Origin of the sequence: Streptomyces sp. TLI_171, from assembly GCF_003610255.1 — a bacterium.
GTDB lineage: Bacteria > Actinomycetota > Actinomycetes > Streptomycetales > Streptomycetaceae > Kitasatospora.
This window is the reverse complement of sequence record NZ_RAPS01000001.1, coordinates 6343084-6359986: the sequence shown is the minus strand read 5'-3', so window position 1 is coordinate 6359986 and position 16903 is coordinate 6343084. Positions and strand designations below refer to the sequence as shown.

The 16903-nt window shown below is 74.0% G+C and carries 11 protein-coding genes; 8 read left to right on the top strand and 3 right to left on the bottom strand.

Features of this window, described 5'->3' with window-relative positions; all coding sequences use genetic code 11:
- The first annotated feature begins 83 nt into the window (after window positions 1-83).
- From BX266_RS28225 to BX266_RS28190, 8 genes are read left to right on the top strand one after another with little or no spacing between them, the layout of a single operon-like run.
- Window positions 84-1796 (top strand): class I adenylate-forming enzyme family protein, encoded by a 1713-nt coding sequence (locus tag BX266_RS28225; RefSeq protein ID WP_099904298.1) that lies wholly within the window; start codon window positions 84-86, stop codon window positions 1794-1796.
- On the top strand, window positions 1796-3214 hold the full coding sequence (locus tag BX266_RS28220) for a KamA family radical SAM protein (protein WP_099904296.1): 1419 nt from the start codon (window positions 1796-1798) through the stop codon (window positions 3212-3214). Before BX266_RS28225 ends, BX266_RS28220 begins: the two co-directional genes overlap by 1 nt.
- Window positions 3211-4209, top strand: coding sequence for a RimK family alpha-L-glutamate ligase (locus tag BX266_RS28215; protein WP_099904294.1), 999 nt, complete (start codon window positions 3211-3213; stop codon window positions 4207-4209). The genes BX266_RS28220 and BX266_RS28215 overlap by 4 nt, the downstream gene beginning before the upstream one ends.
- Window positions 4206-5426, top strand: coding sequence for an AMP-binding protein (locus tag BX266_RS28210; RefSeq protein WP_099904292.1), 1221 nt, complete (start codon window positions 4206-4208; stop codon window positions 5424-5426). Before BX266_RS28215 ends, BX266_RS28210 begins: the two co-directional genes overlap by 4 nt.
- Window positions 5423-6706 carry an MFS transporter gene (locus BX266_RS28205; RefSeq protein ID WP_099904290.1) on the top strand — a complete coding sequence of 428 codons (1284 nt, stop codon included), beginning with the start codon at window positions 5423-5425 and terminating at the stop codon, window positions 6704-6706. The genes BX266_RS28210 and BX266_RS28205 overlap by 4 nt, the downstream gene beginning before the upstream one ends.
- The gene (locus tag BX266_RS28200; RefSeq protein ID WP_099904288.1) at window positions 6703-7542 is read left to right on the top strand and encodes an SDR family NAD(P)-dependent oxidoreductase; all 840 of its coding nucleotides are present in this window, start codon (window positions 6703-6705) and stop codon (window positions 7540-7542) included. Before BX266_RS28205 ends, BX266_RS28200 begins: the two co-directional genes overlap by 4 nt.
- Before the next feature lie 12 nt (window positions 7543-7554).
- On the top strand, window positions 7555-8817 hold the full coding sequence (locus BX266_RS28195) for a phenylacetate--CoA ligase family protein (protein ID WP_099904286.1): 1263 nt from the start codon (window positions 7555-7557) through the stop codon (window positions 8815-8817).
- Between the two features lie 24 nt (window positions 8818-8841).
- Window positions 8842-9165, top strand: a complete 324-nt coding sequence (locus tag BX266_RS28190) for a hypothetical protein (RefSeq protein ID WP_143687016.1) — start codon at window positions 8842-8844, stop codon at window positions 9163-9165.
- Here the strand turns inward: BX266_RS28190 and BX266_RS28185 are convergent.
- From BX266_RS28185 to BX266_RS28175, 3 genes are all read right to left on the bottom strand, one after another.
- Window positions 9159-13202, bottom strand: coding sequence for a bifunctional nitrate reductase/sulfite reductase flavoprotein subunit alpha (locus BX266_RS28185; RefSeq protein WP_259464888.1), 4044 nt, complete (start codon window positions 13200-13202; stop codon window positions 9159-9161). The two genes, BX266_RS28190 and BX266_RS28185, sit on opposite strands and share 7 nt — an antisense overlap.
- A 130-nt stretch (window positions 13203-13332) precedes the next feature.
- Window positions 13333-13755 carry a hydroxyphenylacetyl-CoA thioesterase PaaI gene (paaI, locus tag BX266_RS28180; protein ID WP_099904282.1) on the bottom strand — a complete coding sequence of 141 codons (423 nt, stop codon included), beginning with the start codon at window positions 13753-13755 and terminating at the stop codon, window positions 13333-13335.
- Window positions 13756-13863: 108 nt separating this feature from the next.
- The gene (locus BX266_RS28175) at window positions 13864-16767 is read right to left on the bottom strand and encodes a BTAD domain-containing putative transcriptional regulator (protein WP_099904280.1); all 2904 of its coding nucleotides are present in this window, start codon (window positions 16765-16767) and stop codon (window positions 13864-13866) included.
- Window positions 16768-16903 lie beyond the last annotated feature (136 nt).

Sequence of the window (16903 nt, the reverse complement as noted above, 5' to 3'; positions counted from 1 at the left end):
GCAACACGTCCGCACGGCACTCCGTGCACGCATCTGACGTTCCGTCATGTTCTGTGCCTCACCGGGCATTTTGGGAGACCTTTATGAGCGAGCAGACATCCATCGCCCCGCTGTCCGTCAGAGAGCGGTTCATGACCGATCCGACGCTCGGCGCGGGGAACTTCCTCGACCGGGCGATCGAGGCGAACCCGAACCGGGCAGTGCCGTACGCGTTCACCCACCGCACCGACCACCGCGGCCAGGTGGTGCTGCACGGGCACAGCCTGCTGGACCTGGCGGCGCTGCGGGACCGGTACGCGGCGTGGTACCACGCGATGGGGGTGCGGCCGGGCGAGCCGGTGGGCGTGGTGGTCGCCGAGGGCCTGGAGCCGCTGCTGCACTTCTTCGCGCTGACCGCGCTGGGCGCGGTGCCCGCGCTGATCAACGACGCGATGCGGCACGACGTGCTGGTGCGCTACCTCAACCACGTGGGTGTGGTCGGCGTGGTCGCGGACGACACCACCCGGCTGGCGGCCGCGTACCGGCAGGACCCGCAGCGGCGGCCCCGGTTCCTGGCCCTGGCCGCCGAGGTGCAGGCCTTCGACGCGGACGTGTCGGCGCTCCCGGAGGGCTACCCGTACCGACACGGCGCGGACGACGTGGTGGCGCTGATCCACTCCTCCGGGACGACCGGCACCCCCAAGTCGACCACGCTGGCGCACCGGCAGTTCTGGGAGGGCAAGCAGCCGCGCATGGTGCGCTTCCCGGTGGAACCGTACGACCGGCTGATGTCGCTGATGCCGCACACCCACGCGGGCGGGCTCAGCTACTTCCTGACGGCGACCCTGCTGGGCCTGCCGACGGTGGTGATGGCGGACTGGCGGCGGGCGGTGGTCGAGCCGGTGATGGAGGCGTTCCTGCCCACCATGGTGGCCTCCTTCCCGCGCACCTTCGTCGAGTTGGCGACCGGTGAGCTGCCGGTGGCGGGTGCGGCGAAGGTGCACTCCTGGTTCAACACCGGCGACAGCGCGCACTACGGGCACATCCGCCGGCTGGTCCAACTGGGCGAGCGGCCCGCCGGGCTGATCAGACCGTGGCTGCTGCCGCAGGACCGGGAGGGTCAACCGGCGCTGCCCGGCTCGCAGTTCGTCGACGGGCTGGGCTCCTCCGAGATGGGCATGGCACTGTTCGGGCAGGTCACCTCGCCGGAGAGCGGGCGGAACGACCGGTGCGTGGGCATGCCCTCGGAGGTGGTGGAGAAGGCCACCGTGCTGGACGAGGACGGCGTGGAGGTGCCGGACGGGACGGTCGGCATGCTGGCGGTGATCGCCCCCTCGATCACCCACGGGTACTGGAACAACGAGCGGTTGACCGAGTCCTTCCGGATGTCCGGCTACTGGCTGACCGGCGACCTCGCCTACCGGGACGCCGAGGGCCGGTTCTACCACCTGGACCGCACGGTCGACGTGATCGACACCCTGGACGGGCCGGTGTACAGCCTGCCGATCGAGGAGGTGCTGCTCGCCGACTGCGCCGACGCGGTGCAGGACTGCTCGGTGGTGGGCGTGCCGCACCCGGACGGCGGGCTGCGGCCGATCGCCGTGGTGCGGCTGCAGGAGGGGGCGAGCGCGGACGGGCTGCTGGCGGCCGCCAACGCGGAGCTGGCCGCGGCCGGGCTGTCCGCACTGGCGGGGCTCCAAGTGGCGCGCACCGCCGCGGAGTTCCCGCTCGGACCGACCGGCAAGGTCCTGAAGCGGGAGCTGCGGGCCCGGCACGCCACGCTGCTGACCGCGACCGGCGGCGGGAAGTCCGCCTGATGGACCGCCGGGCACAGCCGTACCAGTACCTGCGGCGGCCGCTGGTCGAACCGGACTGGCGGCGGCTGCCGGGCTGGCGGGACGTCACCCCCGAGCAGTGGCGGGACGCCCAGTGGCAGCGGGCGCACTGCGTGAAGAACGAGCGGCAGCTGCGGCAGGTGTTCGGACCGCTGCTGACCGACCGCTTCTACCGTGAACTGGCGGCGGACCAGGCCGGGTTCGCCACCATGTCGGTGCTGGTGCCGCCGCACATGCTGAACACCATGGCGGTGGCGGCGCCGCTGCGTCCGGAGCCCTTCACCGAGGCGTTCCTGGCCGACCCGGTGCGGCGCTACATGCTGCCGGTGCGCCCGGACCGGCACCCCGAGTGGCCCAGCCATCCGCTGGCGGCCCGGGACTCACTGCACGAGGCGCAGATGTGGGCGGTGGAGGGGCTGACGCACCGCTACCCGACCAAGGTGCTGGCCGAGTTGCTCGCCACCTGCCCGCAGTACTGCGGGCACTGCACCCGGATGGACCTGGTCGGCCGGTCCACGCCGCAGGTCGCCAAGGCGCGGCTGGTGCTGCGCCCGGCGGACCGCGAGGAACAGATGCTCGACTACCTGAAGCGCACGCCTTCGGTGCGGGACGTGGTGGTGTCGGGCGGCGACCTGGCCAACATGCCGTGGCCGCGCCTGGAGGCGTTCCTGCTGCGGCTGTTGGAGCTCGGCTCGGTGCGGGACATCCGGCTGGCCAGCAAGTCCGTCGTCGGGCTGCCCCAGCACTGGCTGCAGCCGAAGGTGCTGGCCGGGGTGGAGCGGGTGGCCCGGCTGGCGGCCCGGCGTTCGGTCAACCTGGCGGTGCACACCCACGCCAACCACGCGGCCTCGGTGACCCCGCTGGTCGCGGAGGCGGCCCGGGCGCTGCTGGACGCGGGCGTGCGGGACGTCCGCAACCAGGGCGTGCTGATGCGCGGGGTGAACGCCAGCCCGGAGGCGCTGCTCGACCTGTGCTTCGCGCTGCAGGGCGAGGCCAACATCCTGCCGTACTACTTCTACCTGTGCGACGTGGTCCCGAACGCCGAGCACTGGCGGCTGCCGCTGGCCGAGGCGCAGCGCCTGCAGGAGGCGATCCTCGGCTACCTGCCGGGCTACGCGACGCCGCGACTGGTCGCCGACGTGCCGCACGTCGGCAAGCGCTGGGTGCATCAGGCGGCCGGCTACGACCGGGTCCGCGGCATCTCGTACTGGACCAAGAACTACCGCACCGGACTTGAGCTCCGCACCGCCGAACCCGCGGGCGGGGATCAGCAGTTGGGCCGCCGCCACCCGTACGTGGATCCGGTGGACACGCTGCCGCCGGAGGGGCGGGCCTGGTGGGCCGAACGGGCTTCGGGCGGCCGGGGCTTCGACGTGAGCGAGCTGGAGGAGAGCGGATGAGCGGGGTGCGGGCGCCGTTGCGCCGGATGTGCTGGATCTTCCCCGACCGGGAGTCGAGCCGGTCCGGGGCGATGTGGAAGCACTACTTCTGGGACATGTACGCGGAGATCGCCGCCGAGCTGGGCATGTCGTGGACGATGCACGCCCCCGAGGCGGTCACGGTGGACGGCACCGATCCGGGCCGGCCGCGGGTGTACGTGGACGGGCAGCGGGTGACGCCCGAGGACACCCTGTTCATCACGGCGCTGTACTCGCTGCCGTACCAGTCGATGGACGTGTTCAACCAGTTGACGCTGTGCACGGTGCTGGAGCAGGCCGGGTTCTACCTGCCGTTCCCGGCGCAGGTGTCGCTGCTGGGCAACGACAAGCTGGCGACGGTGCTGTTCCTGGCCGACTCGCCGGTGCCGCCGGTCCCGTCGGTGCGGATCGGCTCGGGGCGGGACGTCTCCAAGCACCAGTACGAGGCGGCGCTGGACGGACTGACCTTCCCGGCGATCGTGAAGCCGTCCGGCTGGTGCGGCGGCGGCGGGATCTGCCTGGCCCGCTCCCGGGAGGACGTGCGCGGCCTGGCCAGCCTGGCGCAGGGCGGTGACACCGTGCTGGTGGCGCAGCCGTACCTGGGCGACGGCACGGTGGACTACCGGGTGTACGTGGTCGACGGACGGCCGTACGCGGCGCTGCGCCGCACCCCGGAGGCAGGCTCGCCGGTGGCGAACGCGAGCCGCGGCGGATCGATGGAGTTCTGCGAGATCCCGCCGGAACTCGTAGACGCCACTGCCTACTTCGCGAAGAAGCTGACGATCCCGTTCTTCTGCGTGGACTTCCTGCACGACGGCGAGCGGTTCTGGTTCTCCGAACTGGAGCCGGACGGGGTGATCGCCCCGGACCTGGACGACCCCGACCGCCCGGTCCAGCGGGACGTCACCCGGGCCCGGTTCGCCGCGTACCGGGACGCGCACGCCGCCTTCGTCGCGGACGGGGGTGCCCGGCGATGACCTTCTCGCTGACCGAGGAGCAGGCCGCGGACGGGCTGGCGGTGGCCCGCCGGACACTGGAACTGCTGCGCGGAGTACCGGAGTTCGACGGCCGCTACGCCGCGCATCCGGCGCCGTCGTCGCTGGCGGAGCTGGCCGCGCTGCCGCCGCTGGCGAAGGACGACCTGAACACGGCGCTGGCGCACCTGGAGCCGGCCGCCGAGCAGGGCGCGACCTGGCTGTTCCAGAGCGGCGGCTCGACCGGCGCGCCCAAGATCGGCTACGCGCCGACCGGGTTCTACATGGCGAAGGTGTTCGAGCACTGGCGGCCGCTGGAGCGCGACGACGTGTTCGTCAACGCCTGGGGCGCGGGCCGGATGTGGGGCGCGCACTTCCTGGCGGCGGGCCTGGCCGACCTGTCCGGCTGCCGGGTGATCGCGCTGGGCTCGATCACCCGCGAGGAGTACCCGGAGTGGCTGGGGTTCCTCGCCGACCGGAGGGTCACCGCGATCGGCGGCACCCCGAGCGTGCTGCGGCTGTGGTTCGCACACGCCCGCGCGGCGGGCATCGAACTCCCGTCGCTGCGCAAGGTGCTGTGGCTGGGCGAGGCCTGGCAGCCGCAGCTGGAGGAGGACCTGGCGATCGTCGCGCCGAAGGCCCGGCGGCACGGCATGTTCGGCTCCACCGAGACCTGGGTGGTCGGCTCCAACTCCCCCGACTGCCCCGCCGACACCTTCCACCCGTTCCCGCACCAGCTGGTGCACGTCGACCAGGACGGGCTGCTCGACTTCACCTCGCTCGACCCGGCGATGCTCAACCCCGTCCTGCGCTACCGCACCGGCGACGCGGGCGAGTTGGGCCGCTGCCCGTGCGGTCGGCCGGGACCGGCGATGCGGGTGCTGGGCCGCCGCGACAACGTGGTGCAGGTCCGCGGCCTCGGCCTGCACGTCGACGAGCTGCTGGCCCGGGTCGAACGCGAACCCGGGGTCACCCGCGGCCAGGTCCTGATCACCGAACAGGGCGGCCGGGCCCGGCGGGTGGAGATCCTGCTGCTCGCCGCACCCGGCGCCGACGTCCGTACCGAGTCGCTGCGCCGCGAACTGCTGTCCGCCACCTTCACGCTGAGCACCGCCTTCGCCCACGACCCGGAGAACGTGCAGGTCCGGGTGGTCGAGGCGCTGGTCAGCAACGACCGCACCGGGAAGACCGCGGGCTTCGCGGTCCGGGAGGAAGCATGAGACTGCGCGCGCCCGAGCAACTCGGCCGGGGCTTCAACCTGTTCTGGCTCGGCAAGTCGATCTCCAACGTCGGCGACCGGGTGACGGTGTTCGTCGTCCCCACCCTGATGATCTTCGTGCTGCACGCCTCGGCGCTCCAGGTCGGCATCGTCGCGATGGCCCAGTACCTGGGCATCCCGCTGCTCGGCCCGGTCGCCGGCGTCCTGGTCGACCGCTGGGACAAGCGGCTCACCCTGCTGGTCTGCGACCTGGTGCGCCTGCTCGCCGTCGCCGTCATTCCGCTCGCCTACTGGCTGGACTTCCTCTCCACGCCGCTGCTGTTCTGCTGCGTGGCCACGGTCTCCGGCGCGACGATCTTCTTCACCGTCGGCTACCTGGTCGCCGTGCCCGCCGTGGTCGAGAAGGAGCACCTGGTCCGGGCCTACTCCCGGCTGGAGGGCAGCGGGTCGGTCGCCGAGGTCTCCGGCCCGTCGATCGCCGCCGCCCTGTACAGCGCGCTCGGCACCGCCGCGCTGCTGGTCGACGCCGCCAGCTACCTGGTGTCGGCGGCCTGCTTCCGCTGGATGCGGCCGTGGGGCGAGCGCACCGCCGTCCAGGGCTCGGTGTGGCAGCGCCTCACCCTCGGCTTCCGACTCAACTGGCAGGACCCGGTGCTGCGCCGGGTGGTGCTCGCCGCGATCACCCTGAACTCCGGCGGGCCGGTCTTCGTCACCGTGCTGCCCGTGCTCGCCTACCGTGGCCTGGGCGTGAGCGTCGGCGTGTTCGGCGCCGCGATGTCCGCGGGCGCGGTCGGCGCGCTGCTCGGCGCGCTGCTCGCACCGAGGATCAGCGCGCGGTTCGGCATCGGCCGGACCCTGGCGTGGGGGCTGCTGCTGCACTGCCTGGTCGGGCTGGGCGTGCTCGCCGCGCCCGCGCTGCCCGCCGGGCCGGTGATCGCCGCCACCATGGGCGCCTACGGCTTCTTCATGTCCTGCATCAACGTGTGCTCCGCGCCCGCCCGGCAGTCCCGGATGTCCGCGCAGCACCAGGGCGTCATGCACGCCGCGTTCCGGACCGCCACCTGGGGCGTCATCCCGCTCGCCGCACTGGCCGGCGGCCTCGCGGTGTCGCTGCTCACCGGCCCGCTGGGCGTGCTCGACGCGGCCCGCTGGACCATGGTCGGCGGCACCCTGCTGGCCGCCTGCTCCTTCCTGCCCGCGCTCGGCGTCCAGTCCCGGTTGGACGCCGACCTCCCGAAAGCCGTCGACAGCGTCACCGAACTGGCGGAGGCCACGCCATGACGGCCCGGCAGGTCCTGCTGGTCACCGGCTGCTCCTCCGGCATCGGGCTGGCCACCGCCGCAGCCGCGAGCCGGGCCGGCTGGCGGGTGCTCGCCACCGTGCGCGACCCGGGGCGGGCGGACGCGCTGCGGGCCGCCGCGCCCGGCGCCGAGGTCCGACGGCTGGACATCACCGACGAGGAGTCCGTCGCCGCCTGCTTCGCCGGGATCGACCGGCTCGACGCGCTGGTCAACAACGCCGGGATCTCCAACTTCGACCCGACGCTGGAGATGTCCACCGCGAAGGCGCTGCGCGCCAACCTCGAGGTCAACTTCTTCGGCACGGTCGCCGTCTCGCGCGCCGCGATGCCGCTGCTGCGCGCCTCGGGCGGGCGGCTGCTGACCATCGGCAGCGTCCACGGCGTGGTCGGCCAGCCCTTCAACGAGGCCTACTGCGCGGCCAAGTTCGCCGTCGAGGGGTTCATGGAGGCGCTCGCCCCGGTCGCCGCCGCGCACGGCGTACGGGTGTCGGTGCTGGTGCCCGGCTACGTGCCCGACACCCGGTTCGGCATCTTCCCGGACGTCAACCGCCGGACTGTGCAGGCCGCTTCGGGCCCGTACGCGGACACCTTCGCCGCGTACGGCGAGCGGATCGGCGCGCACTGGGCGGGCGCCGGGCAGCCCGCCGCGGAGGTCGCCGAGGCGGTGCTGCGGGCGCTGGCCGAGGAGCGGCCGCCGTTCCGGATCCCCACCGGCGCGTGGGCCGCGGCCTACCTGGACGCCAAACTCGCCGACCGCGACGGCAGCGCCGTCCAGCGGCTCGCCCACGACTGGATCGGCCTGAACCCCCTTCCCTGAGGAGCGACTCCCATGCCCGCCCTGCCCCTGCAGGCCCTCGTCGACCACGCCCGGCGCAACTCGCCGTTCTACGCCGAGCTGTACCGCGACGTGCCCGCCACCGTCACCTCGCTCGCCCAGCTGCCCCTGATCGACCACGTCGCGTTCTGGTCCGCCAACCGCTGGCCGGACAACCGGCTGCTGACCGGGCCGCTCACCGACGCCGCCGTCTACAAGTCCGGCGGCACCACCGGAGCCCCCAAGTTCTCGCCGTGGACGCGCTCCGAGCACTTCGACTCGGTCAGCGCCTTCGGCGCCGGGCTGGTCGACGCCGGACTCAAGCCCGGCCAGAAGGTCGCCAACCTGTTCCGGGCGGGCGAGTTCTACAGCGGCTTCCTGTTCATCGAGGGCGCCCTGCACCACGCGCCGATCGACAACGTGCGGCTGCCGGTGGCGACCGCGCCCGACGAGTACGTGGCCGACCTGATCCACTCCTTCGGCGTGGACGTGCTGGCCGGCGAGCCGATGAAGCTGTCCGCCGTCGCCGAGACGCTGCTCAAGCAGGAACGGCCCGCCCCGCAGATCGAACTCGTGCTGTTCGGCGGCGACATCCTCTTCAACGACCTGCGCCCGCTGCTGCGTTCGGCCTTCCCCAACGCCGCGCTCTCCTCCATCGGCTACGCCTCGGTGGACGCCGGCCTGGTCGCCGGACCGGTGCCCGCCGGGGACGACCTGCGCGTCCACCGGGCCTTCCCCCACCGGACGGTGGTCGAGCTGGTCGACGAGGACACCGGCGAGCCGATCACCGAACCCGGCGTCCCCGGCCGGGTCGTGGTCACCAACCTGTTCCGCACCCTGGTGCCGATCCTGCGCTACCCGGCCGGGGACCGCGCCGAGTGGACCGACGCCGACTGCCGCACCTTCCGGCTGCTCGGCCGCTCCGCCGAGGGCGCCCGGATCGGCATCGTCACCATGCCCACCGAGGACGTCCGCGACGTGCTGCTCGCCCACGACCCCGGGCACCACATCACCGGCATGCAGTTCGTCCAGCGCCGCTGGGACGGCCGCGACGGCCTGGTCATCCGCCTCGGCCACACCACCCCGGCCCCGCCGCCCGCCGAGCTCACCGAAACCCTCCGCCGCGCCGTCCTCGACGCCCGCCCCGCCTACGTCTCCGAGACCGCCGCCGGCGCCATCCACCCCCTCCAGCTCGAATGGGTCCCCCGCTCCGCCCTCGCCACCAACCCCCGCACCGGCAAACTCCGCCAGGTCATCGACGAACGCCCCGCACACTGACCCGCCCTCGCCTACATTGCTCGCATGGAACACGAACCTCTGACCGAGGCAGAGTTGACCGCGATCGCAGCCCGGGCCTCGGCCGCCACCCCGGGCGACTGGGAGCCGCGGTTGGAGACCCGGTCGGCCACCGGGGGCGCGAGCTGCATCTTCGTCGACCGGACGACCTCGGACATCGACAACGAGATGTACCTGAGCCACTACATCGGCAACAAGCAGGTCGTCAGCCCCGACCCCCAGCTCGACAACGACCTGGACTTCATCGCGCACGCCCGGGCCGACGTGCCCCGGCTGGTGGCCGAGGTCACGCGTCTCCGGGCGCTGCTGGCAGGCGTCCCGGGTCAGTAGACGTCGCGGACGTAGCGCTTGTCGGCGGCGAGTTGCTTGACGTAGGCGGTGGCGTCGGCGGGGGTGAGGCCGCCGTGGGTGGTGGCGATGTCGCGCAGGGCCCGGTCGACGTCCTTGGCCATGCGGGAGGCGTCGCCGCAGACGTAGAAGTGGGCGCCGTCCTGGAGCCAGGACCAGAGGTGGTGCCCGTGTTCGCGCATCCGGTCCTGGACGTAGACCTTGGCGCGCTGGTCACGGGAGAAGGCGGTGTCGAGGCGGGCGAGGGTGCCGTCGTGCAGGTGGGCGGTGAGTTCCTCGCGGTAGTAGAAGTCGGTGGACCGGTGCTGTTCGCCGAAGAACAGCCAGTTGGGGGCTCGGTGGGCGCGGGCCCGGCGGTCGTCCAGGAAGCCCAGGAAGGGGGCGACGCCGGTGCCGGGCCCGACCATGATCATGGGGGTGGTGGGGTCGGCGGGCGGGCGGAAGTGCGGGGAGCGCTGGAGGTGGACCGGGATCTCGGTGCCGAGTGACGCGTCGGCGAGGTGGGTGGAGCAGACGCCGCCGCGGGGCCGGCCCTTGTGGTTGTCCCAGCGCACCACCGAGACGGTGAGCGAGATCCGGTGGGGGTCGGTGAGCGGGCTGGAGCAGATCGAGTACTGGCGGGGCTGGAGCTTGCCGAACACCTCGACCCATTCCTGGGCGCTCGCCCGGACGCCGAACTCGGCGGCCACGTCGAGCGCCCCGCGGCCCCACGTCCAGCGGGCCAGCGCGTCGGTGTTGTCGGCGCGCAGCAGGGCCCGCAGCTCGCGGTCGTCGCGGGTGCGTTCGGCGGTGAAGCGGAGCAGTCTGGGGCTGACCTTGGTGATGTCGAGGTGCCGGGTGAGCGCTTCGCCGAACGGCATCTCGCCGTGCCCGGGGAGGGTGACCGCGGTGTCGGCTCGCGCACCGCTGACGGAAAGCCATTCGTCCACCAGAGCGGCGGAGTTGACTGGGTGGACGGCGAGCGCGTCGCCGGTGGCGTAGTCGAGCGGGAGGTCCATCTCGCGGGTGTCGAAGGTGAAGCGGCGCACTTCCTTGGCGGAGCCGTCGCCGGAGAGCAGCCGGTTGCCGACCAGCCGGGCGGGGGCGGTGGTGCGCCGGGCGGCGGGCGCTGCGGCGGACGGGGCGGCGGCGGGCGCCTGCCGGAGGGCGCCGATGACGCTGTCCAGCCAGCCGTTGGCGGTGGACTCGTAGTCGGGTTCGCAGTCGGCGCGGTCGGTGAGGCGGTGGGCGCCGAGTTCGGCGAGCCGGCTGTCGAGGCGGCGGCCGTGGCCGCAGAAGTCCTGGTAGTTGGAGTCGCCGAAGGCGAGGACGGCGTAGCGGCGGCCGTCGAGGCGGGCGGGCTGTTCGGCGGTGAGGGCGTCCCAGAAGCCGGCGCCGTTGTCGGGGGCGTCGCCGTCGCCGTAGGTGGAGGTGATGAGCAGCAGGTCGGCGTCCCCGGGGAGGGTGGCGGGGTCGGTGTCGGCCATGGCGTGCAGCGCGGCGGGGTGGCCGCCGGCGGTGAGGCGGGCGACGGCGGTGGCGGCGAACTCCTCGGCGGTGCCGGTCTGCGAGGCCCACAGCACGATGAGTTGACGGGTCGTCACAATGGTCGCTGCGGGCGCGGGTTCGGCGGCGCGGGAGTAGAGGCCGGCCAGTGCGCCGTTGACCCACTGGGCGTGTTCGGGGCCGAACGGCGCGTCGGCGGGGAGCACGGGCACGCCGGGCAGGCCGGTCGGGATGGCGGCCAGGAAGCCCGCCAGGTAGCGGCGTTCGGCCTCGGAGAGGACCGGCGGCGCGGCCACGTCGAGCCCGAACACCGAGGCCGCGGGGGTGGCGGCGGCCGGGGCCGCGGGGACGGCGAGCGGCGCGGGGCTCGGCACCTTGGTCAGGGCGACCGCGCAGTACTTGAGTTCGGGCTGGAAGGACAGCGGGTCGACGGCGTCGGAGGTGACGGCGTTGACCGACAGGTACTCGCCGAACAGGTCGTTCCAGTGGAACGGGGCGAAGCAACTGCCCTGCTGGACCCGGTCGGTGACCTTGGCGGGCAGCACGGCCCGGCCGCGCCGGGAGGACACCTCGACGCTGTCGCCCTCGGCGAGGCCGAGCGCGGCGGCGTCCGCGGGGTGGACCTCGACGAACGGCGACGGGTCGAGCTTGCTGAGCTTGGCGACCTTGGCGGTCTTGGTGAGGGTGTGCCACTGGTGCGGCAGTCGGCCGGTGTTGAGGACGAACGGGTAGTCGTCGTCTGGGAGTTCGGCCGGGTCGAGGTGCGGGCGGGGGTGGAACGCGGCCCGGCCGGTGGCGGTCGGGAAGCGGGGGGTGCCGTCCGGCTGGAGGTAGCGGATCGGGTTGCGGTCGGGGCCGTCGGGGTCGGTGGCGGGCCACTGCACGGGGGTGTCGCGCAGCCGGGGGTAGGAGGCGCCGCGCAGGTCCCAGCCGGTGACGGGGTTGTGGGCGCGCTTCAGCTCCTCGAAGACCTCCTCGGCGTCGGCGTGCTCGAAGCCCTCGGAGTAGCCCATGGCGCGGGCGACTTCGGCGATGATCCGCCAGTCGGGGAGGGCCTCGCCGGGGGCGTCGGCGGCGGGCCGGGCCAGGGTGAGGTTGCGTTCGCTGTTGATCAGGACGCCCTCGGTCTCGGTCCACAGGGCGGCGGGCAGCACCACGTCGGCGTAGGCGTTGGTCTCGGTGTCGATGAACACGTCCTGGGTGATGACGAGTTCGGCGCGCTCCAGGCCCTCGATGACGGTGCGCCGGTTGCCGACCGAGGCGACCGGGTTGGTGCAGATGATCCAGCAGGCCTTGATCTCGCCGTCGGCCATCTTCCGGAACATCTCGACGGTGCCCTTGCCGACGCCGTCGGCGCGCAGCGTGCCGGGCGGCAGCTCCCACAGCCGCTCGGTGAACTCCCGGTCGGCGTCGACCAGCACGGAGCGCTGACCGGGCAGGCCGGGGCCCATGTAGCCCATCTCGCGGCCGCCCATCGCGTTGGGCTGGCCGGTGAGCGAGAACGGGCCGCTGCCGGGGCGGCAGATCTTGCCGGTGGCGAGGTGCAGGTTGACCAGGGCGTTGGTGTTCCAGGTGCCGTGGGTGGACTGGTTGAGGCCCATCGTCCACAGGCTGGTCCACTCCCCCGCCTCGCCGATCAGCCGGGCCGCCTCGCGGATGTCCCGCTCGGCGAGGCCGGTGAGTTCGGCGACCCGGTGCGGCGGGTAGTCGGCGAGGAAGTCCGGCATCGCCTCCCAGCCCTCGGTGTGCCGTTCGACGAACGCCGGGTCGGTGTGGCCGTCGGCGTGCAGCAGGTGCAGCAGGCCGTTCAGCAGGGCCAGGTCGGTGCCGGGCTTCAGCTGCAGGAACAGGTCGGCCTTGGCGGCGGTGGCGGTGCGGCGCGGGTCGACGACGATCAGCTTGGCGCCGGCCTTGACCCGGTCCATCATCCGCAGGAACAGGATGGGGTGGCAGTCGGCGGCGTTGGAGCCGATCACCAGGAACACGTCCGCGAGGTCGAGGTCCCGGTACGAGCCGGGCGGGCCGTCCGCGCCCAGCGACAGCTTGTAGCCGGTGCCCGCGCTGGCCATGCACAGGCGGGAGTTGGACTCGATCTGGTTGGTCCGCAGGTAGCCCTTGGCGAGCTTGTTCGCCAGGTACTGGGCCTCCAGGCTCATCTGCCCGGACACGTACAGCGCGACCGCGTCCGGCCCGTGCTCGTCGACGATGGCGCGCAGCCGGCGGCCGGTGGCGGCGATCGCGTCGGCGACCGGCGTGGGCACCGGGTCCTCGCCGCGCACGGTGCGCACCAGGGCGGTCTCCAGCCGCCCCGGTGCGGCGAGCATGTCGGCGGTGGTGGCGCCCTTGGTGCACAACCGGCCGCGGTTGGCGGGGTGCGCGGGGTCGCCGGTGGCGCGTCGCACGGTGCGGCGGCCGTCGGGTCCGGTGCCGATGTCCAGGAGCAGGCCGCAGCCCACCCCGCAGTAGGAGCAGACCGACCTGACCTGTCCCGGTCGCTCCGGCGTCACTGCGTCCTGCGCCACCTGTCCGGCCACGGGAGCCCTTCCGTTCGACCTGCACCTGCCTGGTGGTGACTGTAGGAAGGGCGCATTTCGCGGCTGTCTCGGCTTCCGACGGTCGGCGGTTACACCGACCGCACACCGTCCCCGAGGGCCCGGTGAGGGCTCAGCCGGTGGGCGGGACCCCGTGCGGAACCCCCGCGACCAGCACGCTCTGCCCGCGGAACTCGGCGACCACGGCGCCCGCGGCGGTCCGCACCGTCACGTCGTAGACGCCCTGCCGGCCCGCCCTGGTCCGCTCGACGGCCTCGGCGACCAGCTCGTCGCCGATCTGCGCGGGCGCCAGGAAGCTGATCTGCGCGCCCTGCGCGAGCGCCACCGGCCCGTAGCTGTTGCAGGCGTAGGAGAACGCGGCGTCGGCGAGCAGGAAGACGTACCCGCCGTGGCCGATGCCGTGCGCGTTGGCCATCTCCTCGGTGACCTTCATCCGGGCCACCGCGCGGCCTCCGGTCACCTCGTCGAGCGTGATTCCCGCCTGACGACAGGCCCGGTCGCGTTCGAACAGTGCCTCGATCCTGGAACTTCCCACCACGGCTCCCCCCGTGAGCTGCCCTTTTGTGGAGCTTGTGAAGCGTCAGCATTAGATCGACGCGGTACGCCCACTGTCAATGACGCCCCGCCACGGGAGCGCCGGCTCTCACCGCGGTTCGAGCCGCTCGGCGCGGCGGCGGTGGGCGGCCGCGGCCGCGCCCTGGCCGGCGGCGTCCTCGGCGCGGGCCAGCGCCCGCAGCACCTCCGCGGTCGCCTCGCCGTGGCCGACCTGTTCGGCCTCGGCGAGTGCGGCGTGCAGGCGCTCGCGGGCCTCCGCGGGCCGCTGCAGCGCGGTCAGCGCCTCCCCGCAGGCCGTGTGCAGCAGGACCCGCCGCGCGCTGGGCGCCTCCCGGACGCTCAGCTCCAGACCGTGCAGGGCGTGGTCGGCGGCCTGCCGGGGGCGGCCGGTGTCGAGGTGGTGGCGGGCCAGGTGCTGCAGGGCGAGCACCACGGTGTGCGGATGGCCGGCCGCCGAGGCGATCTCCAGCGCCTGGGCGAGGCCCGCGCCGGCCGCGGCGTGGTCGCCCAGCTCGCCCTGCACGGCCGCCAGGTTGATCAGCGCGATCGAGCGGCCCACCTGGTTGCCCGCGCGGGCGGCCAGCTCGGCCGCCGGGCCCAGGCAGGCCAGCGCCTCCGGCAGCCGCCGGTTGGAGACCAGCACCCAGCCGAGCAGCGCCCGGACCTGGCTCTCACCGTCCGGCTCCCCGGTCTCCAGGGTGGCGTCCAGGGCGCGTTGCAGTTGCGGCACCCAGCCGTCCCGGACCCGGCGCAGGAGCAGCGGCCACTGGGTGAGGACGAGCCGCCAGGCCCGCTCCGGCGTGGTGGTGGCGATCACCTCGGCCAGCGTCTCCCGGCGCCCGCCCAACCACTCCAGCGCCCGCTCCGCCGTGTCGAACTCCGGTACGGCGAGCGGCCGATGGCTGCCCGCGGGCGGCTCGCAGCAGGGTCGGCTGCCGGGCTCGGCGCACTGCGCGGCGGCCAGGCCCGCGTACAGGTACTGGTCGGCCAGCCGCTCGCGGGCCGCTCGCTGCTCGAACCGGTCGGTCGCTGCGGCGAGTTGGCGGGCGTACAGCCAGACCAGGTCGTGCAGGGCGTAGTGCTCGGTGTCCATCGGGGTGACCAGGTGGGCGGCCGCCAGGTGCTCCAATGCCTCGACGGCCGCCGGGAGTTCGAGGTCGGCGAGGGCGGCGGCGGCGTACGCGTCCAGCACCGGGCCCGGGTGCAGGCCGAGCGCGGTGAGCAGCCTGGCGGCGGTCGGCGGCAGCTGCTCGCAGGAGATCCGCAGGGCACTGGCCACGCTGATCTCCTCCGCCGCCAGGTGCGCCAACCGGCGCTGCTCGTGGCGCAGTTGCCCGGTCAGGTCGGCCAGTGCTCGGCGCGGTGCGGCGGCCGCCCCGGCCGCGGCGATCCGCAGCGCGAGCGGCAGGCCGTCGCACAGTTCGGCGAGTTCGCGGGCGGCGTCCGGTTCGGCGGCGATCGCGGCCGGGCCGAGGACGCGGGCCAGCAGGGCGGCCGACTCCTCCGGGCGGAGCACGGACAGCGGGACGGGGCGGGCGAGTTCGGCCGCCACCAGCCCCAGCATCCGGTGCCGGCCGGTGACCAGTGCGGCCGCCTCGGCGCCGGCCGGCAGCAGCGGTCGGACCTGCTCCGAGTCCCGGGCGTTGTCGATCAGCACCAGCAGCCGCCGCCCGGTGGTGATCCGGCGGTACAGCGCGCTGCGGGCCGGGACGGTGGCGGGCAGGTCCTCCCGGGCCACGCCCAGCGCCGCCAGGAACTCGCCCAGCACTTCGCCCGGTTCGCGGTCCGGCCGGTCGCTGAACCCGCCGAGGTCGGCGAACAGCACCCCGTCCGGGTAGCGGGCGGCGTGCCGGTGCGCCCAGTCCAGCGCCAGTGCGGTCTTCCCGACCCCGGCGGGGCCGGTCACCAGCGCCAGCGCCCCGTCCGGCCCTGGCCGCAACGCACCGTCGAGGGCGGCCAGTTCGGCCTCCCGCCCGTAGAACCCGCGCGGCGCCCGCGGCAGCAGGTCGACCGCGGGCGGCAGACCCGGCGCCGCGCCGGCAGCAGACGGGGCGGGCACTGCCGCGAGGGGCCGTTCGGACGCGGGCGCGGGCTCTGCGCTGGCGGCAGGCGGCACGGGCACTGCGGCGAGGGGCCGTTCGGACGCGGGCTCTGCGGCGAGGGGCGCGGGCGGCTGCTCCGGTGATGTTCCGGCAAACGCCCCGGGGGCCGTCCCGGGCGGGGGAACGGGATCCGGGGAGGGGACCTCGGCATCCTCGTCGCGCAGGATCCGCTCGTAGGCGGCGTTCAGCGCCGGGCCGGGGTCGACGCCGAGACGGTCCGCCAGAGACTCCCGGGTGCGGTGGTACCAGTCGAGTGCCTCGGACTGCCGGCCGGCCCGGAACAGCGCCAGCATCAGCGCCGACACCAGCGACTCCCGCAGCGGGTGTGCGACGGTCTCGGCCAGCAGCAGCTCGGCTGCCCGGGCGGGTTCGCCGAGCCGCGTCCGGTGGTCGGCGAGCGTCTCCACGGCGGCCAGCCGGCTCTCCTCCAGGGTCTGCCGCCAGGCGTCCAGCGGCACGCTCGGCACCGTCCCGGTCAGCGCCGGGCCGCGCCACAGCGCGAGTGCCTGCTCCAGGACGTCGACCGCCTCGGCGGACCGCTCGGCCGACCGGGCCGCCGCCACCAGCCGGTCGAACTGCTCGACGTCGAGCGCCCGTTCGGGCAGGTGCAGGGTGTACGCGTCTCCGGCGGTGGCGAGTTGCACCCCGCACCGGTCGGCGCGGTGCTCGGCGAACAGCGCGCGCAGGCGCGAGACATGACTCTGCACCACGGTACGGGCGTTGGCGGGCGGGTCGGCGACCCAGAGCGCCTCGGCGAGCTCCGCGACGGGCACGGCCCGGTTGCGGCGCAGCAGCAGCAGCGCGAGCAGGCTGCGCCGCTTCTCGGGCCCGAGCGACAGCTCGCCGTCGGCCCCGTCGATCGCGACCGCACCGAGCAGACGGAACCTCACCGTGTCTCCCCCACCGTTTCGCCCTGTTCGTTGAGGGAGGCTACCTGATCGTTATCCGGTGCATGCCACCCGCCCCGGCGAACGCCCGGTCGGCGCCCGGGAACAGGCGGACGGGCGGCCGGCGCCCCCGGAGCCG